At 55.1% G+C, this 23,042-nt stretch carries 17 protein-coding genes; 11 read left to right on the top strand and 6 right to left on the bottom strand.

Features of this window, described 5'->3' with window-relative positions; all coding sequences use genetic code 11:
* Positions 1-13 precede the first annotated feature (13 nt).
* The 4 genes from ACUN8H_RS02155 (at position 14) to ACUN8H_RS02140 (ending at position 4,895) form a co-directional block, all read left to right on the top strand.
* A complete protein-coding gene (locus tag ACUN8H_RS02155) occupies positions 14-1,501 on the top strand; it encodes a mannitol dehydrogenase family protein (protein ID WP_445530529.1) in 1,488 nt (495 codons plus the stop codon).
* On the top strand, positions 1,501-2,988 hold the full coding sequence (gene xylB / locus ACUN8H_RS02150; protein WP_445530528.1) for a xylulokinase: 1,488 nt from the start codon (positions 1,501-1,503) through the stop codon (positions 2,986-2,988). The genes ACUN8H_RS02155 and xylB overlap by 1 nt, the downstream gene beginning before the upstream one ends.
* Before the next feature lie 20 nt (positions 2,989-3,008).
* Positions 3,009-3,962, top strand: coding sequence for a transaldolase (gene tal / locus ACUN8H_RS02145; protein WP_445530527.1), 954 nt, complete (start codon positions 3,009-3,011; stop codon positions 3,960-3,962).
* A 90-nt stretch (positions 3,963-4,052) separates the two neighbouring features.
* On the top strand, positions 4,053-4,895 hold the full coding sequence (locus tag ACUN8H_RS02140) for a fructosamine kinase family protein (protein WP_445530526.1): 843 nt from the start codon (positions 4,053-4,055) through the stop codon (positions 4,893-4,895).
* A 15-nt stretch (positions 4,896-4,910) separates the two neighbouring features.
* Here the strand turns inward: ACUN8H_RS02140 and cynS are convergent, their stop codons facing one another.
* Complete coding sequence (cynS, locus tag ACUN8H_RS02135) at positions 4,911-5,351, bottom strand: cyanase (protein ID WP_101146045.1); 441 nt, start codon at positions 5,349-5,351, stop codon at positions 4,911-4,913.
* Positions 5,352-5,409: 58 nt separating this feature from the next.
* Positions 5,410-6,222 (bottom strand): formate/nitrite transporter family protein, encoded by an 813-nt coding sequence (locus ACUN8H_RS02130; RefSeq protein WP_101146046.1) that lies wholly within the window; start codon positions 6,220-6,222, stop codon positions 5,410-5,412.
* 328 nt (positions 6,223-6,550) lie between these two features.
* On the opposite strand from ACUN8H_RS02130, the gene ACUN8H_RS02125 reads away from it, so the two are divergent.
* From ACUN8H_RS02125 to ACUN8H_RS02105, 5 genes are all read left to right on the top strand, one after another.
* Positions 6,551-8,587: a sigma-54 interaction domain-containing protein gene (locus ACUN8H_RS02125; RefSeq protein ID WP_445530525.1), complete on the top strand. Its 2,037-nt coding sequence runs from the start codon at positions 6,551-6,553 to the stop codon at positions 8,585-8,587.
* 242 nt (positions 8,588-8,829) lie between these two features.
* The gene (locus ACUN8H_RS02120; protein ID WP_445530524.1) at positions 8,830-10,302 is read left to right on the top strand and encodes a TolC family outer membrane protein; all 1,473 of its coding nucleotides are present in this window, start codon (positions 8,830-8,832) and stop codon (positions 10,300-10,302) included.
* A gap of 76 nt (positions 10,303-10,378) precedes the next feature.
* Positions 10,379-11,647: an efflux RND transporter periplasmic adaptor subunit gene (locus tag ACUN8H_RS02115; RefSeq protein WP_298968068.1), complete on the top strand. Its 1,269-nt coding sequence runs from the start codon at positions 10,379-10,381 to the stop codon at positions 11,645-11,647.
* Positions 11,647-14,835: an efflux RND transporter permease subunit gene (locus tag ACUN8H_RS02110; protein WP_445530523.1), complete on the top strand. Its 3,189-nt coding sequence runs from the start codon at positions 11,647-11,649 to the stop codon at positions 14,833-14,835. The genes ACUN8H_RS02115 and ACUN8H_RS02110 overlap by 1 nt, the downstream gene beginning before the upstream one ends.
* Before the next feature lie 168 nt (positions 14,836-15,003).
* The gene (locus tag ACUN8H_RS02105) at positions 15,004-15,690 is read left to right on the top strand and encodes a hypothetical protein (protein ID WP_298969272.1); all 687 of its coding nucleotides are present in this window, start codon (positions 15,004-15,006) and stop codon (positions 15,688-15,690) included.
* Between the two features lie 3 nt (positions 15,691-15,693).
* Here ACUN8H_RS02105 and ACUN8H_RS02100 read toward each other — a convergent pair whose 3' ends face one another.
* Together ACUN8H_RS02100 and ACUN8H_RS02095 are read right to left on the bottom strand one after the other, a co-directional pair.
* The gene (locus ACUN8H_RS02100; RefSeq protein ID WP_445530522.1) at positions 15,694-16,641 is read right to left on the bottom strand and encodes an alpha/beta fold hydrolase; all 948 of its coding nucleotides are present in this window, start codon (positions 16,639-16,641) and stop codon (positions 15,694-15,696) included.
* A gap of 75 nt (positions 16,642-16,716) precedes the next feature.
* Entirely contained in the window at positions 16,717-17,328 is a 612-nt protein-coding gene (locus ACUN8H_RS02095) for a TetR family transcriptional regulator (protein WP_445530521.1), read from the bottom strand.
* A gap of 215 nt (positions 17,329-17,543) precedes the next feature.
* On the opposite strand from ACUN8H_RS02095, the gene ACUN8H_RS02090 reads away from it, so the two are divergent.
* Positions 17,544-18,575: a succinylglutamate desuccinylase/aspartoacylase family protein gene (locus ACUN8H_RS02090; RefSeq protein ID WP_445530520.1), complete on the top strand. Its 1,032-nt coding sequence runs from the start codon at positions 17,544-17,546 to the stop codon at positions 18,573-18,575.
* A gap of 204 nt (positions 18,576-18,779) precedes the next feature.
* Complete coding sequence (locus ACUN8H_RS02085) at positions 18,780-20,249, top strand: catalase (protein WP_445530519.1); 1,470 nt, start codon at positions 18,780-18,782, stop codon at positions 20,247-20,249.
* Positions 20,250-20,315: 66 nt separating this feature from the next.
* Here the strand turns inward: ACUN8H_RS02085 and dusA are convergent, their stop codons facing one another.
* A complete protein-coding gene (dusA, locus tag ACUN8H_RS02080) occupies positions 20,316-21,329 on the bottom strand; it encodes a tRNA dihydrouridine(20/20a) synthase DusA (RefSeq protein ID WP_445530518.1) in 1,014 nt (337 codons plus the stop codon).
* Positions 21,330-21,664: 335 nt separating this feature from the next.
* Positions 21,665-23,029 carry a hypothetical protein gene (locus ACUN8H_RS02075; protein WP_445530517.1) on the bottom strand — a complete coding sequence of 455 codons (1,365 nt, stop codon included), beginning with the start codon at positions 23,027-23,029 and terminating at the stop codon, positions 21,665-21,667.
* Between the last annotated feature and the right edge of the window lie 13 nt (positions 23,030-23,042).

Genomic DNA, 23,042 nt, shown 5'->3' with positions numbered 1-23,042 from the left:
CTGGAGAGCACCCATGACCCGACTTAACCATCACAACTTGGGCAATCTGACCGCCGATGTTGCCGTGCCTCACTATGACCGTAACGCGCTTACGCCAGGCATTGTGCACATTGGGGTGGGCGGCTTTCACCGTGCCCACCAGGCCATGTATCTGGATATGTTGATGAACCAGGGCGAGGCGCTGGATTGGGGGATTATTGGCGTGGGCGTGATGCCCGGCGACAAACGCATGCAGCAGGCCTTGGCGGCGCAGGATCATCTTTACACGTTGGTGGTGAAACACCCTGACGGCCAGTACGAGCCGCGGGTCATTGGCAGTATGATGAATTACCTGTTTGCACCGGAAGACACCGAGGCCGTCATCGAACAGATGGCCGATCCGGCGATTCGCATTGTTTCGCTGACCGTCACCGAAGGTGGCTACAATTTTCATCCGGTGAGCGGCGAATTCGACCTGGATAATCCTCAGGTACGTGCCGACTTGGCCAACCCCACCCAGCCGACGACCAGCTTCGGGCTGGTGGTGGAAGCGCTGGCCCGCCGCTGGGCACGTGGCATCGCCCCGTTTACCGTGATGTCTTGCGATAATATTCAAGGCAACGGCGACGTGGCCAAGCGTATGTTCGGCGCCTATGCTCACGCACGGGACGCTGCGTTAGGCGTCTGGCTCACCAGCGAGGTGGCGTTCCCTAATGCCATGGTGGATCGTATTACGCCAGTGACTTCCCCAACGGATATCGATGAGCTGGACCAGCGCTTTGGGGTCGAAGACGCCTGGCCGGTGGTGTGCGAACCGTTTACCCAGTGGGTGCTCGAAGACCACTTTCCCCTTGGTCGTCCGGCGTTCGATAAGGTCGGTGTTCAAGTCGTTGAGGATGTCGAACCCTACGAACTGATGAAGCTGCGCCTACTCAACGCCAGCCACCAGGCGCTAACCTATTTTGGTTATTTAGCTGGATACCGCTACGCCCATGAAGTGTGCCAAGATCCGCTGTTCGTTGATTTTCTCTTGGGATATATGCGCGAAGAGGGCACGCCCACCCTGGCGCCGGTGCCTGGGGTCGATCTCGAAATTTACCGCTTAACGCTGATCGAGCGGTTTGCCAACCCGCAAATCAAGGATACCCTGGCACGACTTTGTGCCGAGAGTTCGGATCGCATTCCGAAGTGGCTCGTACCGGTAATTCGCCAACAGTTGGCCCAGGGTGGCGAGATCGAGCGCAGTGCCGCCGTGGTGGCCAGCTGGGCGCGCTATGCTGAAGGCGTGGACGAGCAAGGGGAGCCGATCGAGATTGTCGATCGTTTGAAAGCCCCGTTAATGGCCATTGCGGCTGAGAATCGCAAGCGACCTACGGCCTTTATCGAAAATCGCGAGCTGTTTGGTGACTTGGTCGACAACACCCGCTTTGTTGAGGCCTACTTGAGCGCGCTCGAATCACTGCACGAACATGGCGCACGCGCTACGCTAGAGGGTCTGGCGGCATCCAAAGGAACATTGTGATGTATATCGGGGTAGATTGCGGTACTCAAAGCACCAAGGTAGTAGTAGTCGACATTGAGCGAGGGATGATTCTCGCGGAAGCAAGCCGTGCCCATTGCCTGGATGAAGCTGAAAATGGCCGCCGTGAGCAGGCGCCCGCTGAGTGGCTGGCGGCCCTGAAAGGGGCGTTCTCTGCTGCACTCGATAAAGCCGGCGTTTTGGCCAGCCAAGTCCGCGGCATCGGTGTTTCCGGTCAGCAGCACGGAATGGTGGCGCTCGATGCCGATGGTGCGCCGGTCTACCCCGCTAAGCTGTGGTGCGATACCGAAACCAGCGCCCAGAATGCCGATTTGGTCGCCCGCCTGGGCGGTGAGGCGGGCTGCCTGGAAAAACTGGGGCTGGTGCTGCAAGCCGGTTATACCGCCTCCAAGGTGGCTTGGCTGCGGCAGCATCACCCCAATGCCTACCACCGCATCGAAAGCCTGTTACTGCCCCATGATTACCTTAACTTCTGGCTCACCGGGGAGCGGGCTACCGAAGCCGGCGATGCCTCGGGCACGGGGTACTTCGACACTCGCAAGCGTTGCTGGCAGTTGCAGGTATTTGCGGAAATAGCGCCCGAACTCGACCCTGAGCGCGTACTGCCCCGATTATTGGAAGCCCATGAACCGGTTGGCGTGGTGCGCCCGGTCGTCGCCCGCGAGCTGGGCTTGAGTGATCAGGTTGTGGTCTCTTCGGGCGGCGGCGATAACATGTTAGGTGCTATCGGCACCGGCAATATTACCCCAGGGCTTATTACCCTGAGTTTGGGCACATCGGGTACCGTTTGCGCCTACTCGGCCACCCCCGTGGAGTGCGACAATGCCATGGTCGCCAACTTCTGCTCGAGTACCGGTGGCTGGCTGCCGCTGATCTGCACCATGAACGTTACCTCAGCGACCACTCGGGTTCGCGAGCTGTTCGGTCTGGACCTCGCGGCGTTCAGCGAGCGGATCGCTAGCGCTCCGGTAGGGGCAGAGGGCGTTACGGTGCTGCCTTTTTTCAACGGCGAGCGGGTACCCATGCTACCCGACGCCTCGGCGGATTTTCTTGGCCTGACCAGCTTGAACACCACGCAGGCTAATTTGTGCCGTGCCGTGGTGGAAGGAGCCACTTTCGGGCTACGCTATGGACTGGAATTGCTGGGTGATTTAACCGCTGGCGCCAGCCAGATTCGACTGATCGGTGGCGGCGCCAACAGCGCCGTGTGGCGGCAGATGGTGGCTGATATTACCGGTACCCAGGTGATTTGCCCTGAGATTACCGACGCAGCTGCCCTGGGTGCGGCGATACAGGCCGCGTGGTGCGACCAGCGTCAAGAAGGCGTTACGCTGGAAGCGCTGTGTGAAAAATTAGTCCATCTGGACGCGCAGTCACTGGCTGAGCCCGATCCAGAGCGTGTGGCCGCGTACCAACCCATCTATGCACGTTATTGCGCAGCACTTGAACAACGCCATGGCGGCGCTTAAAAGCATATCAAGGAGATCTTATGACCAGTCAGCTGCAACAGTTGAAGCAACACTCGCTCGTCGTCGCCGATACCGGTGATCTTGAAGCTATTCGCCGCTATCAGCCTCAGGATGCCACCACCAACCCCTCGCTGCTGCTCAAGGCGTTTAGTTTGTCGGGTTATCAAGCGCTGATCGATGAAGAGCTAAGCAGTGTAAAAGCGTCGGGCGGCAGCCGTGAAGAGCAAGTCAAGCACGCGGTTGATCGCCTCGCGGTTGCCATGGGGAGTGAAATTTCAGCTGTCGTACCGGGCCGTGTTTCCACCGAAGTGGCGGCTCGGCTCTCGTTTGATACCCAGGCCAGCATTACCAAGGCCCATGAACTCATCGAGCTGTACGATGCCCGTGGCGTCTCACGCGATCGCGTGCTGATCAAGCTGGCCTCCACTTGGGAAGGCATTCGTGCCGCCGAAGTGCTCGAGCGCGAGGGCATCCAGTGCAACTTGACGCTACTGTTTAGCGATGCCCAGGCTCAGGCGTGTTTTGACGCGGGCGTGTTTCTGATTTCCCCGTTCGTGGGCCGGGTGACCGATTGGTATAAAAAAGAGACCGGCAGTGAGTACACCCCAGAAAACGACCCAGGCGTGCAGTTCGTTCAGGGTGTTTGCGAGCGAGCTAATCAGAGCGGCTACGAGACGGTGGTAATGGGCGCGAGTTTTCGTACCACCGGCCAAGTGCTGGCGTTGGCTGGCTGCCCACGGCTGACCATTTCGCCCGCGTTACTTGAAGAACTGGAAGCGACAGAGGGCAGCGTCACTGCACAAATTCAAGCTGGGAAGGGGGCAGGTAAACCCGCCGCGCCGCTTAATGAAGCCGCTTTCCGCTGGGGGCACAACCAGGATGCCATGGCCAACGACAAGCTAGCTGAAGGTATCCGTCGCTTCCACGACGACCAGCTTGAGTTAGAAAGCTTAATCGATAAGCGGTTAGGCTGAGAGTTACGTTAGCGCACGGTTTGAGTGCGTCGGTTTTCGGGTTGCTCTGATGCCGACGCCGTCATGCTACAGGCACAGGGAGAGAGCCTTATGGATGCCACCCTCAGCCAGTTGTTGAGATCCATCGAGTTAACCCCGACGGGCGATTTGCAGCCGCTCAGTGGAGGCGATATTGCCGCTGTGTATCGCCTTGAGACACGCCAGGGGCAGGTGGTGATCAAGCACGACGATGCGGCTCGACTACGTGGGGAAGCGGAAGGCTTGCGCACGCTTCGCAATGCCAGCGAGGCGCTTGCAGTGCCGGAGGTGCTAGGGTTGGCAGAGGGTTGGCTGGTCATTGAGTCATTGGATACCGTGCCCGCCGGGCCGCAAAGCGCGATAGCGCTTGGCGAAGGACTGCGCGGTTTGCACGAAGTGATTGGCGACGCCCACGGCTGGCATCAGGATAATGCCTGTGGGCTCACTCCCCAGCCTAATGCGCCGCTTAACGATGGGCGGGCTTTTCAGCGGGAGCGGCGCCTGTTGCCGCTTAGCGAGGCGTGCTATCAGCAAGGGCTCCTGGAGAGTGGGCTGCGCGGGCGTATCGAACGCTTAGCCGATGGTTTAGAGGGCTGGCTGCCCGATACGACACCGAGTTTAGTGCATGGCGACTGTTGGTCGGGGAATGTGCTCTTTACCACGAAGGGGCCAGCCCTGATTGACCCTGCCGTGTATCGCCACTACCCGGAAGTGGATGTCGCGATGCTGACTTTGTTTGGCTCGCCGGGTGAGGCGTTTTTCGATGCCTACTGGAACGGCAACGCCCCGGCCGATTGGCCGAGGCGTGAAGCGCTGTTTCAGCTTTATCCGCTATTGAATCACCTGCTGCTATTCGGGGCCGGTTATCGCTCAGCGGTTGAACGCAGCGTGGCAAAGGTCGAATCCTTCAGTTAATGCTTACCAGGACGTTTACCAAGATTTATAAGGCAAGAACTTGCCATTCAAGGTGAGTAATACCCGGTCGCCTTTAGGATCTTCGATCTTATCCACTTCCATGGTGAAGTCGATGGCGCTCATAATGCCGTCGCCGAATTTCTCTTGCACGACATCCTTAAGGGTTTCTCCATAAACGCCGACCACTTCGTAGAGGCGGTAGATGAAGGGGTCCTGAGGGATGGCTTCGTCCCAGGCTTTGGTGGGGAACGCCACTAACGCGTCGGCGACATCGCTTTCCACGCCTAGCGTATCGCATAGTTGATGCGCAATCTCGCTGCTCGCGCTATTCATGCCGTAGCAGGCAGAAGCGACCCATACGGGTGACATGCCAACCGCTTTCCCAATATCGTCCCAGCTCAATTTTTTACGCGCTTTGGCGGCGAGCAGAGTGTGACGCATTTCGAGCTTATCCATGAGGTCTCTCCTTAAGCGTGAAGGGCGGCTAGCGCCCTTTGTGGTGTTAATGCTTTTATTAAGATAAAACTTTTTTAGCTTGGGTACGTACGTGGGTGGTGTAGAGAACCAAGCCAACCAAGGTCAGACCGCCCACGAGGTTGCCTAGAACGGTAGGGATCTCGTTCCACATAATGTACTGGTACAGGGTGAAGTCGGCGCCCATCATTAGGCCGATCGGGAACAAGAACATGTTGACGACGGAGTGCTCAAAACCGAGATAAAAGAACACGATAATGGGCATCCACATGGCCATTATCTTGCCGGAAACCGTAGTGGAAATAGCGGCGCCCACCACGCCCATGGAAACCATCCAGTTGCAGAACATGCCGCGCAGGAATAGCACAATCCAACCAGCAAGCCCCGCCTCTTGGTAGCCCACTGTCCGGCTTTCGCCAACGGCCATCATCGTTTGGCCAACAGCGTTGATTTCCTCGGTGCCGCCCATGGTGAAATTCAGGTAGCCAAAGGTGGCAATAAACAGCGCGCCCCCTAGATTGCCCAGCCCTACCAGGGCCCAGCATTTCAGCATCCGCGGCAAGGTGACGCCGGGCCTTTTATCGAGCCAGGCAATCGGCACCAGCATAAACACCCCGGTGAGCAGGTCGTAGCCCATTAAATAGAGCATGACAAAGCCAACGGGGAACAGCAGCGCCCCAATCAAAAACTGGCCAGTTTGGGTCGCAATAGTGATGGCAAAAATAACCGCCAATGCAAGGGTAGCGCCCGCCATAAAGGCGCGGATAAGCGTATCCCGGGTGCCCATATAGACTTTTGCTTCACCCTGATCCACCAACTTAGTGACGAATTCACTAGGCATTAGATAAGACATAAGCAGGTTTCCTGTGTTGTTTCGATTGGTTAACACCTCGCCCATGTATTTTTAGTTTTCCCTTGCGGAGCAATAAAACAGAGGGTTGCGCTGTCTTGGTGCAAAAAAGGGGAAGGCGTATGGCGCTAATGATTTTATTGCGATTTATATACCAACTTGGCTATTTTGATATTAAGATACTGTTTTAAAAGAGTTATTCTGTTTTCTGATTAGCGCTTTTGATGCCGGCCAAAAACAACGAAAAATCGTAAATAACGATATTTCGTTGTTTTATTGACGAAACTTCGTAAGTGGCGTGGGAATTGAATGGTAAAGACAACGTTCACTTATGCACCTTGAGATACCCACGATGGTCGCGCGAGTACTCCTCAACAGCCAAACTTCCGCATGGATGGGCGGTTATTCACCGCTCGCAATGATGGTTGTCGACCCGTTTAGCGATCAGTTGCTGGCTGCCAATCGGGCTGCCTGTGAACTGCTCCGTATTCCCCAAAGCAGTATCGGTCCAGAAAGTGACGAGCATGAAAGTGATGAGCCAGGCAATAATGAGCAAAACGGGTTGGATCATGAGTTGCCCCTGGCATCACCCTTTAGCCACCGCTTAAGTGCTTCATTACCGCTATGGATTAGCTTTACCGGTGAGGCGCTGGAGCAAAAAACCGCCTGGTCGGATGATTTGGTTGTGCTGGACATGCTGCGCCAGCCGTATCGAGTCGAGGTGTATGCCCAGCGCATCGAAGATTCTCCTCAGCTGTTATTGACCTTGATTGACCGCAATAAGGCCGAGCAGCGGCGTGCAAAGGCAGAGCTTGGTCGTCAGCACCGCCAGGGAGAAGTGGGCTGGCAGCGGGTCGAGCAGGTATTCGAGCGCATCGAGAAGCAGAATCAGCTGATTCTTAGCGCAGCGGGTGAGGGTATCTACGGCTTGGATGCGGAGGGCAAAACGACCTTTGTGAACCCCGCTGCAGAGCGCATTTTGGGCTGGAGTACCGACGATATGGTCGGCCACGACGCGCACCTGATGTTTCACCACACCCATGCCGACGGAAGCCACTTTCCGGTACAGCAGTGTCCTATTCACGCCTCGTTCAGCGACGGCCAGGTGCACCATGTCGATAACGAGGTGTTTTGGCACAAAAATGGTGAAGCCATTCCGGTCGAGTACACCAGCACACCGATTTTTGAGATGGGCCGTTTAGTGGGCGCCGTGGTGTTGTTTCGCGATATTCGTGAGCGCAAGCGTGCCGAGCAGCAACTTCGTGATGCACTCGCCGAAGTGGAGACGCTCAAGCAGCGCTTAGAGCTAGAAAATGAGTACCTGCAAGAAGAGATAAAAGCGGAACTCAACCATCGCGACATTGTGGGCAATAGCCCTGCCGTGGCAAAGCTGATTAAACAGATCGAGATGGTGGCGCCTACCAGTGCCAATGTGCTGATAAGTGGTGAGTCGGGCACCGGTAAAGAGCTGATCGCCCGCGCTATCCACGCGGGCAGTTCGCGCAGTGACCGGCCATTGATCCGGGTAAACTGTGCGGCTATTCCGCGTGACCTGTTTGAAAGCGAGTTTTTCGGCCATGTAAAAGGCGCTTTTACCGGCGCGGTACAGGACCGCCCAGGGCGTTTTGAGCTCGCCCATGGCGGGACGCTGTTTTTGGATGAAGTGGGTGAAATTCCTCTCGAGTTACAGAGTAAGCTGCTGCGTGTATTGCAGGATCAACAGTTCGAACGGGTGGGCGACAACCGCACACGGGAAGTCGACGTGCGGGTCATTGCCGCGACCAACCGTGAACTGCGCGACATGATTGAGGTGGGGCATTTTCGTGAAGATCTTTATTTTCGCCTTAACGTTTTCCCCATCGATTCAGTGCCCTTGCGCAAACGGATTGAGGATGTGCCACTGCTGGCGCGGCATTTTTTGCACCGAGCCTGCCTCAAATTCAATAAGCCCGGAGTGCGTATCCCTCCCGCGCAATTAGAAATCCTCCAGCGTTACCCCTGGCCCGGCAATATCCGTGAGCTTGAAAACGTCATTGAACGTCAGGTAATCGTCACCCAGGATCGGCGTCTGGTATTCGATGATCTCCTGTTGGGGGAGCCGCCCCGCTCGTTAAGCCGCACAAGCAACGAGCCCACGGCGGGTCGTGACCTCGGGCAACATCATGAAACCACGCTGCTGACCGAGCATGCGCTTAGCCAGCGCCAACGAGAAAGTACGCTAGCCGCGCTCTCCCAGGCGGGCGGCAAAGTGTCGGGGGCGGGCGGCGCCGCGGAGCTACTGGGCATCAAACCAACGACGTTAGCGTCACGGCTAACAAAGTGGGGGATTGATCCAAGGGAATTTCGGAAAAGTAAGCCGTGTGGATAGTCGACCCTTCCTACATTGGACTAAGGTAAGCTGGAAGCGGCTTGACAATAGGTTGTACACACATTTTTAGATTGTTCAAGGCTAGCATACATACATGAATGTAACTATAATGCTCATCTTTCTGAGTGGCTCAATGCACCAAGTGTCTTTGTAAGCTGAGAGACTTTGTAAGTTGATCGACTTAGCAGACAGAGAAGCTTAGTTCGTTCGCCATCCTGACGCTGATACCTAGAGGCAATCCCATGCGACTGGCACACTGGGCAGTCAATGCCCCTTTACGACCCTTACTGGTAGCGGTATTCACAGCTTCATTTGTGTTGCCTGCTCAAGCGGCTGACCTCCTCACGATTACCCGTGACGCATTAGACAATAACGCGGCGTTAGCGTCGGCACGCGCTGAGTATTTAAGCGTTGAGGCTAGCCGAGATGTGGCACGCAGTGGGTTGCTTCCCCAAATCAACGCCACCGGTAATGTTGCCCACAACCAGCAGTACGAAAGTCAGACATCCTCGCGAGTGAGCACTGGTGCAGGAGGGGTTAACGGAGATTTTAGTAGCGCAAGCGATGACCGCTACAACACCGTATCGCTCTCTTTAGAAGCCACTCAAGCGCTCTACGATGAAGTAACGCGTCGGGAGGTCACTCAAACCGAACGCCAAATTGACCAGCAGGTGTATCTGCTTGCGGCCACCGAACAGCAACTGCTGATCGACACTGCCAGCGCTTATTTCGATATTCTGCGCGCTCACGAAATCCTAGAGGCCCGTCTTGCTCAAGAGCGGGCGATTGGGCGCCAGCTCGAACAAGCGGGCGAGCAGTTTGAGGTCGGCTTGATTGCGATTACCGAAGTCGAGGAAGCGCGCGCGACCTTCGACCAATCACGAGCTGATCGCATTGCCGCAGAAAGTAACCTTCAAGTGGCTTTCGAGGCATTGGAGCAGCTGACCGGCCAACGCTATGCCAGCATTGAAGCACTTGGCGACAGCATGCCCGTTGGCCTTCCCAATCCAAGTAGCCGCGACTACTGGGTGGAACAGGCCCTCGAGCTTAACCCGCAGGTATTGGCTCAGCAAGCTGGTATCGAAGTAGCGCGCACCGGTGTGGAAATCGCCCGTGCAGGCGGTCTGCCGACCCTGCAAGCCTTTGGTAATTATCAATACGGTGACAGTGATATCGATAACACCACCGGTGAGGACTCCTCTAGCCAGGTGGGTTTGAGCGCTAACCTGCCCATTTACACCGGTGGCCGCACCAGTGCCAGCATTCGCCAAGGGACCTATCAACTGGAAAGTAGCCAGTACGATTTCGAGTCCCAGCGTCGTTCCTCCATCCAGCAGGTTCGCTCGCTGTACACCCAGGTGAGCAACGATGTGGAAACCGTCGAGGCGCGCCAGCAGGCCATCGTCTCCAATCGCAGCGCTTTAGAAGCCACCCGTGCAGGGTATGAGGTGGGCACCCGTAACATCGTGGACGTGTTGAACGCGGAGCAAAACCTCTACAACGCGATCGCCAACTACGCCGAAGCGCGCTACGACTATGTGGTGAATTTGCTTTCGCTGCGCCAGCAGGCTGGGCGTTTGGACGTCGAAGCCATTGAAGAAGTCAACGCGTGGTTAACCGGTGATGAGGTGAACTTTATCTTACCCGAGAATGGCGGCGGCGACCGTTATGAGAGCGCTCTCGACATCGGTGCTCCGCCCCAGCCTGGCAGTTAATGGTTGTCGATAGTGTATGACCCAAGTGTGCACGTGCTACCAGCCGACTTTTAAAAGATACATGGGAACTTAACGTATGAAGAAGATGATTCACTCACGCCGAGCGAGTCTAATGACGCTGGTAGCCGCGCTGGCACTTGCGGCCTGTGGGCAAGAGCAAGCGGAGGCGCCCCAACAGGGCGCCCAACAAGAGTCCCCGCCCCATAAAGTCGAAGTGGCTGAAGTGGCGCGTCAGGATATACCGCTGGATAAATCGTACCCCTCCTTGCTGCGCAGCGATGATGAAGTCACCTTGGTGGCGCGTGTGAATGGCTTTCTGGAAGAGCGTCACTTCGAGCCCGGCCAAATGGTCGAAGAGGGCGATCGTCTCTATACCATCGAGCCGGATCTTTACCAGGCAACCGTTAACCAGCGCGAAGCTGATTTGCAAAGCGCACGGGCTGAGCTTTCCCGCGCCCAGCGTGATGCGCAACGTTTCGAGCAACTGCTAAGCCAGAACTCGGTCAGCCGTCAGCAGTATGACCAAGCGCTCGCCGACCAGCGGGTGGCGCAGGCAAACGTCGCACAAGCCGAAGCAGCATTGACCAGTGCCAACCTGGACCTGGGCTACTCACAGGTGACGGCGCCTGTTTCAGGCATGATCGGCTTAAGCCAAATTAATGTCGGCAACTTGGTGACTTCCGGCACCGAGCTCGCCACGATCACCCCGCTCGATCCTTTAGAAGTACGCTTTCAACTGCCCCAACGCGATGCCTTCGAGCTACGCCGCCAGTTGAGCGATGGCATTCAGGCTGCGGATATTAGCGCCCGCTTGAGCATTCCTGGCATCAGTGGTGGGGAAGATTCTGAGCTTGAAGGGCACTTAGACTTTTTAGGCTCAAGCGTTGATCGGGACACCAGTACTGTTCAGGCGACCGCCACGTTTGAAAACCCAGAGGCTAGCGTTCTGCCGGGACAATTTGTGCGGGTTCGTATTGAAGGCTTAAAACGCTTTGACGTTATTGCCGTGCCTGAAATTGCGGTGACCCAAGGCTTGATGGGTCCTCAAGTCTATGTGCTGGATGAAGAGAATAAAGCACGCGAGCGCACAGTCACGTTAGGTGAGTTAGCGGGCCCTTGGCTGATCATACAAGACGGCCTCGCGCCAGGAGACCGGGTAATAGTGGGCGACCCTGCTGGTTTAGAGGCGGGTAGAGCGATTGACCCACAGCCATTTAGTGGCAATGCGGAGGCGCTAGTAGAGGAGCGCGAGCAAGAGCAGTCCCAAGAGCAGGCTGAAGAGGCGCAAGCGCTGGAAGGGGCGGCAGAAGGTCAGACCGCTGAAGGGGAAGAGGGTACGCAATAATGAACTTCTCCAACTTCTTCATCAGTCGCCCGATCTTTGCCACGGTGTTGGCGATTATCGTGACGCTGGTGGGCGTCATGTCGATGCGGATTCTGCCCATTGAGCAGTATCCCAGTGTGGTGCCCCCTACGGTATCCGTTCAGGCACAGTTCCCCGGTGCGGATGCTGAAACCGTAGCGCAGACGGTGGCGGCACCTATCGCTGAGGCCATTAACGGCGTTGAGGATATGCTTTACATGACCTCCAACAGCGCCGATAACGGCACCATGAGCCTGAGTGTAGCGTTCAATATTGGCACCGATGGCGATATCAATACCATCAACGTCAATAACCGGGTGCAAGGGGCGCTCTCACAACTGCCGGAAGCCGTGCAGTCACAGGGCGTCACCGTTGAACTGCGCTCTGACTCTATCTTGATGTTTATAGCGTTGACCTCGCCAAACGGCGACTACAACAACATCTACATGCAAAACTACGCCACGTTGAACATCCTGGACGAGCTTCGCCAAGTGCCGGGGGTGGGCAACGCAGAAGTACTGGGTGGTGGTGAGTTTGCGATGCGTATCTGGATGGATCCGGATAAGTTAGCTCAATATGATCTAACACCCAGCGAAGTGGCGAGTGCGATTAGAACCCAAAACACCGAAATACCGGCGGGTAGTTTGGCGGCAACACCACAAAGCGATCCGCGTGCTTACACCTATACCATTACCGCAGGTGGTCGTCTGAATACTGTCGACGATTTCCGCAATATTTACCTGCGCACTAACAGTGATGGTTCATCGCTGCGTTTGGACGACGTTGCCAGGATTGAACTCGGGGCATCTTTTTACGGGGTCGATGCCCGTTTGAACGGCTCGACCATGACGCCGATTATTATCAATCAGCAACCTGGCGCCAATGCACTGGAAACAGCAGAAGGCGTTCGTGCCACCATGGATGAACTGCAGGGCCGCTTCCCGCCGGGGCTAGAGTATGTCGCGCCTTACGACACGACGCTGTTTATCGATGCCTCTGTTGAGACGGTCATTAAAACCTTCATCGAAGCCTTTCTTATCGTCATCGTCATTCTGTTCATCTTCCTACAGAACTGGCGCTTTACGGTCATTGCCATGTCGGTGGTGCCCGTGGCGGTGGTGGGTACCTTTGCGGGCTTCTACCTATTTGGTTTCTCGATCAACCTTCTGACGCTGTTCGCGCTGGTGTTATCGATAGGGATAGTGGTCGATGATGCCATCCTGGTGGTGGAGAACGTTGAGCGTGTGCTGAGTGAAGAGGATGATATCAGCGTGCGTGATGCCACGGTTCGGGCCATGAAAGAGGTCGGTGGGCCGGTTATCGCCACCTCGTTGATCATGGCCGCTGTGTTTATTCCCGTCGCTTTTCTGGGTGGCTTTACCGGGCAAATTTATCAGCAGTTCGCGATTACCGTTGCTATTTCGGTTGCGCTTTCGGCGGTCATGGCGTTGACCTTTACACCCGCGCTGTCAGCGATTTTTATCAAGCATAAAATGGCCGGTGCCGGGCAGTCTAAATTCAAGCGCGCCCTGCATACGCCGTTGCGCTTGTTTGATCGCATGTTTGCGGGGATCACTGCGGCTTATATGTGGCTAGTGAAAGGCTTGGTGCGGTTTTGGTTGCTGGCGCTGGCCCTTACGGTCGCCACCGGCGTTGGCTCGTACTGGCTGTATGCCAATACGCCTTCGACACTGGTGCCAGAAACCGACCAGGGTATCGTGCTGGTGAGTGTGTCGTTGCCGGATGCCGCATCGCTTGAACGTACCCAGACTTATATGGGCAAACTCAGCGCGGCTATTGAAGACATCCCAGGGGTTGAATACTCCTCGGCGGTGGCGGGATATGACATTCTGTCGAGTGCGGTCAATACCGCTCGGGGCATTATATTCGTCAATATGGCCCCCTGGGCTGAGCGTGAGCTAACCGCTGACCAGCTAGTCGGGCGTATTATGGGGTTAGGCGCCAGCATAGATGGAGGCTCGGCAATGGCCTTTAACGTGCCGCCGATCATGGGGCTTTCGACCACTGGTGGTTTTACCGGCTACCTGCAGTCCTTTGACGGTGCCTCGACGCGCGAGCTTTATGAGGCTTCTCTGCAAATTATGCAGAAGGCTAATCAGCACCCGGCGCTGAATCGCGTATTCACCACGTTTAACGTTAATGTGCCGTCCTACCGGGCGAACATTGATCAGCAGAAAGCGCTGAGTTATGGCGTCGAACTGGGGAATATTAACTCCGCGCTGTCGAATACCTTTGGTAACGGCTTTGTGAACTACTTCAGCTATCAAAACCGTAACTTCCAGGTGTACCTGCAAAACGAGGACGAATTCCGTAAAACGCCGGAGGACCTAAGCAGTGTGTATGTGCGGGCTGGCAACGGCGAACGGATTCCGCTTTCGGAGTTCGTGGAGCTTGAGCGCCAAACGGGCGCATCAGTGGTCTCACGCTTTGGCGTTTACGCCGGTGCGCAATTCCAGGGTAATCCGGCACCAGGGTATAGTTCGGCACAAGCGATCGAGGCGATGGAGCAGTTGGTGCAGGAAACGCTGGGAAGCGATTGGGGCATGGGCTGGACCGGCACGGCTTACCAGGAGTCGAATATGGGTAGCGCCGCCACCCTGGCGATTGTCTTCGGCCTGTTAATGGTGTTCCTGATCCTGGCCGCTCAGTATGAGAGTTGGTCGTTACCGCTGGCGGTACTCACCGCAACGCCCTTTGCGTTCCTGGGCGGTATCGGGGGTATCGTGCTACGAGGATTGGATACCAGCGTCTATGTGCAGATTGGTATGCTGGTGGTGGTCGGCTTGGCTGCGAAGAACGCTATCCTGATTGTCGAATTCGCCGAGCTTCAGCGTAAAGAGCAGGGTAAGTCGATACGTGAAGCGGCCATTACCGCTGCTGAACTGCGTTTTCGCCCCATCGTCATGACTTCGCTGGCCTTTATCTTTGGTACGTTACCGTTGGCCCTGGCGACCGGCGCCAGCGATGTGAGCAGCCATCACATCGGTACGACAGTCGCCATGGGGATGTTCTCGGTAGCGACCTTGGGGAGCCTGTTTATACCCAGCTTCTACGCCATGATTGCAACGGCCTCTGACTGGCTGGGGCGTAAGATGAAAGGGGATAAGCGACACTCCTCGCAACCGGCGCTAGAGCAGGATCAGCACTAACCTTTAGCGATAATAAAGAGTGACAACAGACGGGTATCTCCTTTGGGAGGTACCCGTTTTTTTATCGCCATGACCTGTATCAATACCGCACTGGCGCCCTAAAGCTAACCTGGACTAAGCTGACAAATATAATACATCGCCGGCTAAGTACCGGGGGAGGAGGACGCCATGAATGAACTACTGCACGCCGCCACGCTATTTCCGAGCATAGTGTTTACGTTTTTACTTGGCCTTTTAGCACTCTACTGGCTATTGGTCATCATTCGTTTGGCGCCTTTGGAGCTGTTCGAGCGCGACAGTTTGAAAGAGGATCATTTGGCAAGCACGCTGGTCTCTCTTGGCTTCGCAGGGGTGCCGGCGACGCTGGCCTTAACGGTGATCTTGGCCATTGCCGCGGTACTGACACTGGCCATTGAAATGCTCGTGCTGCGTTGGTTGCCACTTGGCTTGATACGCATCCCGGTGGGGGTCCTGGTGCTATGGGGCAGCTTGGTCATTGCTTCGCCCGTGGCGGCAGCGCTTTGCCATGCACTACATCGTGGGCTGCACCGTTATCGTCCTTTTACACGGCGGTGTTTGCTGGGGCAAACGGTGGTAGTGAGAGAGCGCCAAGGGCAGGGCGAACAGGCCTTCGCGATGATCGATAATGAGCCGAACAGCAGCGTAAAACTGCTCAGTAAGCGTGATGCATTGCCGGTGCAGGGCGAGCGTCGGGTCTTGGTGAAGTACTTGCCTGAAGAAGGGGCTTATCGCAGTGTCAGCGAACAAGAGTACCTTGAGACGCGAGTTCGTTTGAATAAACTGCGCTTAAGCCAGAAAAAACGTCATTCCAACCACTATTCAACCTCTCACTAAGGGCTACTTCCACCATCGCCGCCACAGCTGGGCTAGCCATTGCAACATGCTTTTCCCCATGTGCTGCCCGCCAGTGGCGGTTTGCGCTGTGCCACCAGCCATGGGCGGGCGTGGTGCAGAATGCTTTAAAAAATGGCGAATAGGGTCCACCTGGGCAGGTTTATCGAGCATTGGTGCGTGGCCGCAATGAGGCACGGTTAGGGTGACCAGCGTTGGCTGTGCTTCGGCCATGCGCGGCAATGTTTCGGCATCTAACAGTGTTGACGTTTCGCCGCGGATGACCATTATAGGGCAGCGTATGCTCGCCCAGTCGGCCCAGGTGTCCCGCGGCGTGTCATGTACGAATTGCTCGCCGATGCGTGGGTCGAAGTGATACGTCCAACGCCCGTCGGGCAGCCGACGGGCACTGTTGAGCGCTAATTCACGCCAAGCTGACGCCTTCGTGATCCCAAAGCTCGCATAGTGCTGGGTCAGTTCTTGCTGGAGTTCACTAAACGTCGAGAAACGGTGGGTAACGCCAAAGTAGCTGGAAAGGGCAATCAGCCCCTGCTTGTTTAGCTCTGGCCCAACATCGTTCAGGATTAAACGCGAAATTCGCCCGCTATGCTGTGGATCGGCCGCGATCAACATTCCCAGCAGGCCGCCCATCGAAGTGCCCAGCCAATCCACCCGTTCGAGTTGAAAGTGGTCCAGAAGCGCGATGGCAACCGTGACATAGTGGCTATAGAGGTAGTCGTGTGCCGGAAATAGCGACCAGCTCGATAACCCGCGGCCTGGCGTATCCGGGGCAAGAATGCGCCATTCACTGCCGAGTTCCCGGGCCAACGCATCAAAGTCCCCGCCGTGACGAGCAAGCCCGTGCCAGGCGACAAGCGTGCGAGTGGCGGAAGGGTTCCAGATGCGAACGGCGACTTCTAATTCGCGTACGCGGACAAACTCCAGGACATCCATAGTGTGCTCTATTTGGCTAGCTATAGCCCAGTAGTAGCATACTTGCTGCGTTGCAGCGAGAGTGGAGAGGGAGGTTTAACGTTGCATCATACGAATAGAGGTATCGATTAACTCACCACCACGCGCTCGAATGGAAAACGCTTCAGGATTACGCAGCCAATCGTGGAAAAGCCCTCCTAGCATGGATTGCATTAACCGAGTGGCGACTTCTGGGCTTAAGTCATCGCGTAGCAGTTGCTGCTCTTTCGCCAATACAAATACTGCCAGCATTTCCTGGAAACACTCATTGCCAATTTCTTCCTGCATATCCAGCGGGTTAATGTCGCTAAAAAACTCACAGCGGTGCAGCAAGATCGACAATATGCGCTGGTACGACGGTTGTTCAAGGCGCACCAAGCCTGCATGGCAGGCAAGCCGGATTGACTCTAGCGGGGATAACTCGGCGTCAACTTTATCCACTTCATCCATCAAGGATTGAAAGGGCATGCGCACCTGTTCGACCAGGGCCATGAATAGATCGCCTTTGTTCTTGAAATGCCAGTAGACGGCACCGCGGGTGAGGCCCGCATGGCGAGCAATTTGCTCAAGCGATGTGCGTGCCACGCCCTTGGCAAAAAATACCTCTTCTGCAGCTTCAAGCAGCGCTTCGCGAGTAGCAGCAGCTTCAGCTTTGGTCTTTCTTGCCATGGAAACGCAACCTCATAATCGACTCTGTATGGTCACATTTTAACCTAAGCGAAAGATTATTTACATTCAAAACTGTATGGATAAGAGATGAAGCCCATAACGTGCATTAACAAATTCGTCATTTGATGAGTGACAGCGTATAAACAGGCAATGGCACTAAGCATACATCGCACTAACGTCGCGGAAATAACCGATTAAAAGACAGGACATAACCCATGGCGCGAGCTCCTTTTCAACTGGGCGAACATACCATTATGCCCGGCCAACGCTTACAAGTGGATGTGCCTGTGGCGCGCTTATATACCCACACACCGCTGCACATTCCTGTCGAAGTGGTGCATGGTCGTAAGGATGGCCCTGTGATGCTGGTGTGTGGTGGCATTCACGGCGATGAGATCAACGGGGTAGAAATCGTTCGCCGCGTGCTGCGTGCGAAAGCGATCAACAGCATTCGCGGCACCCTGATCGCTGTGCCGGTAGTCAATGTGTTTGGCTTCTTACAACAAACGCGCTACTTGCCTGATAGGCGCGATCTCAACCGCTGTTTTCCAGGCAGTGAATCAGGCTCGCTAGGTGGGCGGATTGCCGCGCTGTTCCGTGAACAAATTGTCGATTATGCCACCCACATTATTGATTTACATACCGGGGCTATCCATCGCACTAACCTGCCACAAATCCGCGCCCAGCTGCGCCCAGGCAGTGAAACCGAGCGCATGGCCGATGCGTTTGGGGCCCCTGTGGTACTGAATGCGGAGTTGCGTGAAGGCAGTCTTCGCCACTATGCCCAAAAGCGCGGCATCCCGGTGCTTACCTATGAAGCAGGCGAAGCGCTGCGCTTCGATGAGTGGGCAATTGCCCCCGGGGTGCGAGGGGTACTGCGCGTCATGCGACGTTTAGGCATGCTGACAGGCGAGCAGCGCCGCCGCACGCCAGCCCCAGCCGAACTGGCCAATGGGTCAAGCTGGGCGCGTGCGCCGATCGACGGTATTTTGCGCCCCAAGGTGCGCTTGGGCGCGCGAGTTGCCAAAGGCGAGGTGCTGGGCAAAGTGGCAGACCCCTTTGGCAATGACGAGGGTGAAGTGCGTGCCGTTGCTGATGGTATTGTGATTGGAATGAGCCGTTTGCCGCTGGCCAACGAAGGCGAGGCGCTGTTCCACATTGCCCGCTTTGACGAAATTGAAGAGGCTGAAACTGCTGTGGAAAGCTTTAACTCGAGCTTAGTGCCACCGCCAGATTCGTTCTACTAACCCGTGCCCATAAGTAAAAACTATCGGTTCAATAGGTGGTCGATAGCCTTCACGAATGGCAAGTTAGCGTCTAGTTGACTATACCTATGATGGGCTTTGTTAGCGGCTACTAAAATGATAACAAAAGGTAAACAGCCAAGCTTTCATCGTACTAGAACGAGTGGCGGCAGCACGCCACGTCTACCGTGACATGGAGGAAAAGCGATGACGAGCGATAATACGAAACACACCACAACGGATGCGGGCATACCGGTCAGCAGTGATGAGCACTCCCTTTCAGTAGGCCCCGATGGGCCGATCGTTCTACATGACCACTACTTGATGGAGCAGATGGCGGCCTTTAACCGGGAAATGATTCCGGATCGTCAGCCTCATGCAAAAGGGAGCGGTGCCTTTGGCCACTTCCAAGTAACTCACGACGTCAGCCAATACACTAAGGCAGATTTTCTCCAGCCGGGTAAAAAAACCGAGATGTTGGCGCGTTTTTCGACGGTGGCTGGTGAGTCTGGTAGCCCGGATACTTGGCGCGACCCCCGTGGCTTCTCGCTGAAGTTCTACACCGAAGAAGGCAACTTCGACATGGTGGGTAATAATACCCCTGTGTTCTTCGTTCGTGATCCGCTCAAATTCCAGCACTTTATCCACTCACAAAAGCGTCGAGCGGATAACGGCTTGCGTGATCACGATATGCAGTGGGATTTCTGGACGCTTTCGCCGCAATCTGCCCACCAGGTCACCTGGCTAATGGGCGATCGGGGTATCCCCGCTAGCTGGCGTCACATGAACGGTTACTCCAGCCATACCTATATGTGGGTGAACGCTGAAGGCGAGCGCTTTTGGGTGAAGTACCACTTCAAGACGGACCAGGGCATTAAGTGCATGACCCAGGAACAGGCCGATAAGATGGCGGGTGCGGATGCCGACTACCATCGTCGCGACCTGTTCGATGCCATTAAACGCGGCGATCATCCTACCTGGACGCTGCAAGTCCAGATTATGCCGTTCGAAGATGCCAAGACCTATCACATCAACCCCTTCGATTTGACCAAGGTATGGCCGCACGCCGACTACCCGCTGCAAGAAGTGGGTAAGATGACGTTGGATCGCAACCCCGTCGATTTCCACAGCCAAATCGAACAGGCCGCGTTTCAGCCCAGCAACTCGGTACCGGGCACCGGTTTCTCGCCGGATAAAATGCTGTTGGCGCGGGTCATCTCCTACGCTGATGCGCACCGCGCGCGTCTAGGGGTGAACTACCAACACATCCCCGTTAACGCGCCCAAGACCCCGGTGAACAGCTACAGCCAAGGTGGCAAGATGCGTATTAACCACTCCACCGACCCGGTGTACGCACCTAATAGCAAAGGGGGCGCGCACGCCAATCCGGAAAGGTACCCGGAAGAAGCGGTATGGGAGACGGACGGCGAGTTGGTTCGCGCTGCCTATACGCTGCGCTCGGGCGATGGCGATTTCAACCAAGCCAATGACCTGGTCAATAAGGTAATGGATGATGCTGCCCGCGACCGATTGGTCAACAACATTGTGGGCCACGTTTCCGACGGTGTTGAAGAGCCAGTGCTGTCACGAGTATTCGAGTACTGGAAAAAAGTCGACCAAACGATTGGCGAGCGTGTCGAGCAGGGCGTAATGGCGAACCGCCGCGAAAACGGCTAGTAAGCCTACGCTACTAGGAAGACAAACCCGCTACGCTTGCGTAGCGGGTTTTTTTATACGACGCACTTATACAACGCACTCGGGTTCGTTCACCAAGCTAAGCGCGTCATCAAATAGGCGCAATCCAGCGCCTTCTTTATGCGCGTGTTCCGACAAATGACGCCGAAAACGCCTGCCGCCGGGGCAACCCTGGAACAGGCCCAGCAGGTGACGGGTAATGTGGTTCAGCTTCGCGCCTTCATCCAAGCGCTGCTGAATATAAGGCCTAAAAGCCTTCGCAGCATCCAAGCGGCTTGCCGCGGGGCCTTGCTCACCAAATAGCTGTTCATCCACGCCTGCCAGCAGCCAAGGGTTTTGATACGCCTCACGCCCCATCATCACGCTATCCACATGGGTGAGCTGCTCACGGCACTCGGCTAGCGTTTTAATGCCGCCGTTAATACCGATATGTAGCTCGGGCCGACTCTGCTTCAAACGATGAACACGGGGATAATTCAGCGGCGGCACATCGCGGTTCTGTTTGGGCGACAAGCCCTGCAGCCACGCCTTACGGGCGTGAACGGTAAACACCTCGCAGCCTGCGTCAGCGACGATCGCGATAAACCGCTCGAGGTCGGCGTCCTCGTCCTGGTCATCGATGCCAATACGGCACTTCACCGTGACCGGAATAGATACCACAGCCTGCATCGCCCGCACGGCATCGGCCACCTTTTCCGGGTAACCCATCAAGCACGCGCCAATCATATTGTTTTGCACGCGGTCGCTCGGGCAACCCACGTTCAGGTTCACCTCATCATAGCCCCACGCCTCAGCAATCGCCGCGCACTCCGCCAGCTCGCCGGCATCGCTGCCGCCCAACTGTAGCGCAAGCGGATGCTCCACCTCGTTATAGCCCAAAAAGCGCTCACGGGGTGTCCCGTGCAAAATCGCACCGGTCGTCACCATCTCGGTATACAGCAGCGTCCGCTTTGTTAAGGTGCGTGCGAACGCTCTGTAGTCTCTCGTAGTCCAATCCATCATGGGCGCAACCGAAAAAAGCCGCCCACGATCTGCACTGTTTTCTTTAAATAAATTAGTCATTTAATAACACTGTTGGCTGCATTGAAGGCAGCCATATTGCCTCTTAAAACTGTAATTAACGCATTCGATGTCGCCAGCAGTCATAGTGACCGATGCCAGATAATATCGGGTACATATGGAAGGTTTTCTCAGAAATGGCGTTTTGTATGCGCACCATTGTACGTAAGAAAGGGCGCACAGCACATAGCAGGATATACGCTTCAACGTTGAGAGCGTTGGTCAGGTTGGAGGGAATCGGTCGGGTTTGGAAAAAAATGTATGGGTTACTTAAGGTGTTTTTTAGATAAAGCCCGGTCATGAAATGACCGGGATCTACATTGCTGGATTAAAATAGTTTACTCATCATCAGGCGAACTGACCTGCGCTTCTGTTTCTTCTTCAGGGTCTGTTTCAACATGTTTAACACGCGGCGCTGGCGCAACCCAAGCTTTCAAATACTGACCTGCATGGCGGTAGAAGTCGGGAACAATTTTTTCAAGATGCTCAATGAAAACGCGATTACCTGAAAATTTTCCCCCTAAGTCGAGTGATGTAAATATTTCAAAGGAAACAGGCTGCGTGTCGGTGTTCTCTGCGTCTAAAATAATTGGATTTTGTCTTACTTCTTCCAATGGCTTGTCTGTATCCATGGCTTGACCTTTGCGGATAGCTTTTATGCTAATCGCTGGTCCTTTTTCGCTAGTAGGTAATTGACGAGTGAGCCAATTAACTTTTGCTGAGCTGCTTTTCTTATCTCTAGGTGCTTCAAGCCGCATACTGCATGTGATCGATTTACGCGCAATGTCGATGGTGACCAATAGATCAGCCGCGGCATTCGGGATGGCAATAGTGCTGGTGAGGAGGTGCTCTGAAGCTAATTTATCGCAATCATCAGTAAGGCGCTGCCTAGGATCATTACGATGAGCTCTAGGAAGCTTAACTTCGACTTTTTCACCGACCAATGGCCACATTTGAAGACAAAGCTCACGTTGTTCCTGGTGCCAGCTACTAACGGTTTTTAATACCTCATCAGAGCTCTTGTTAAGTTTTGAATTATTAAAGGCGCTCTGGACTACGGTCTTCCACTCGGCGTTCATACTGGTAAAGCCAGTCTTTCCGCTACTTGGATCTTCTAGATATTTCACTACTTCATGCAGAATGAACCTTTGATCTTGGCTTTCTATTTTGTCCTGAGTTAAGAGCAACTGAGCCATCGTAACGATGTATGTCCATGACCAATGAAAAATCTCAACTGAGCGTAAGTTTTTCTTGGGTATGGGGACTGGATGGTGAGTTGGTAACGCGACAAACTGATTAGTGATGGTGATAACAGCATCAATGCCATGCTCTTTGGCTTGCTTTATGTATTTTAGCAGTTGCTCTTCTCCAACAGTCTCACTGCCTACTTTTGCTTCGATCAGGGCGTGCCATTTTTTACGACCAGTATCTAGAACGATGAGTCCGTCTGGTCGGTCGTCGGGCCCCTTTTTTTTGACAGGGGTTTCGTCTTTGAAAACTACTTCGGTCCAGGCCTCAAGCTTGGTACGGGCTCCAACACGCAAGTTGATCGATTGCAGCATCGCTTTTCGAAATTCATATACCGACATGAGTGCTGCCAAAAGTATCGAGGTTGCGCGTTCCTCTTTTTTACTGTCAGCCAGAGTGGGTATTAAGCGAGCATATTTACCCTGCGATGTGTAATCGGGACGAGTTTCGCTCATGTGGACTCCTGGA

This window comes from Vreelandella sp. V005 (assembly GCF_052645115.1).
This window is presented reverse-complemented; position numbering and strand designations above follow the sequence as displayed.

What these genes read in the sequence shown, in the direction of transcription:
- ACUN8H_RS02155 (WP_445530529.1), top strand. Translation starts at nt 14, where the DNA reads ATGACCCGACTTAACCATCACAACTTGGGCAATCTGACCGCCGATGTT.
- xylB (WP_445530528.1), top strand. Translation starts at nt 1,501, where the DNA reads ATGTATATCGGGGTAGATTGCGGTACTCAAAGCACCAAGGTAGTAGTA.
- tal (WP_445530527.1), top strand. Translation starts at nt 3,009, where the DNA reads ATGACCAGTCAGCTGCAACAGTTGAAGCAACACTCGCTCGTCGTCGCC.
- ACUN8H_RS02140 (WP_445530526.1), top strand. Translation starts at nt 4,053, where the DNA reads ATGGATGCCACCCTCAGCCAGTTGTTGAGATCCATCGAGTTAACCCCG.
- cynS (WP_101146045.1), bottom strand. Translation starts at nt 5,351, where the DNA reads ATGGATAAGCTCGAAATGCGTCACACTCTGCTCGCCGCCAAAGCGCGT.
- ACUN8H_RS02130 (WP_101146046.1), bottom strand. Translation starts at nt 6,222, where the DNA reads ATGTCTTATCTAATGCCTAGTGAATTCGTCACTAAGTTGGTGGATCAG.
- ACUN8H_RS02125 (WP_445530525.1), top strand. Translation starts at nt 6,551, where the DNA reads ATGCACCTTGAGATACCCACGATGGTCGCGCGAGTACTCCTCAACAGC.
- ACUN8H_RS02120 (WP_445530524.1), top strand. Translation starts at nt 8,830, where the DNA reads ATGCGACTGGCACACTGGGCAGTCAATGCCCCTTTACGACCCTTACTG.
- ACUN8H_RS02115 (WP_298968068.1), top strand. Translation starts at nt 10,379, where the DNA reads ATGAAGAAGATGATTCACTCACGCCGAGCGAGTCTAATGACGCTGGTA.
- ACUN8H_RS02110 (WP_445530523.1), top strand. Translation starts at nt 11,647, where the DNA reads ATGAACTTCTCCAACTTCTTCATCAGTCGCCCGATCTTTGCCACGGTG.
- ACUN8H_RS02105 (WP_298969272.1), top strand. Translation starts at nt 15,004, where the DNA reads ATGAATGAACTACTGCACGCCGCCACGCTATTTCCGAGCATAGTGTTT.
- ACUN8H_RS02100 (WP_445530522.1), bottom strand. Translation starts at nt 16,641, where the DNA reads ATGGATGTCCTGGAGTTTGTCCGCGTACGCGAATTAGAAGTCGCCGTT.
- ACUN8H_RS02095 (WP_445530521.1), bottom strand. Translation starts at nt 17,328, where the DNA reads ATGGCAAGAAAGACCAAAGCTGAAGCTGCTGCTACTCGCGAAGCGCTG.
- ACUN8H_RS02090 (WP_445530520.1), top strand. Translation starts at nt 17,544, where the DNA reads ATGGCGCGAGCTCCTTTTCAACTGGGCGAACATACCATTATGCCCGGC.
- ACUN8H_RS02085 (WP_445530519.1), top strand. Translation starts at nt 18,780, where the DNA reads ATGACGAGCGATAATACGAAACACACCACAACGGATGCGGGCATACCG.
- dusA (WP_445530518.1), bottom strand. Translation starts at nt 21,329, where the DNA reads ATGACTAATTTATTTAAAGAAAACAGTGCAGATCGTGGGCGGCTTTTT.
- ACUN8H_RS02075 (WP_445530517.1), bottom strand. Translation starts at nt 23,029, where the DNA reads ATGAGCGAAACTCGTCCCGATTACACATCGCAGGGTAAATATGCTCGC.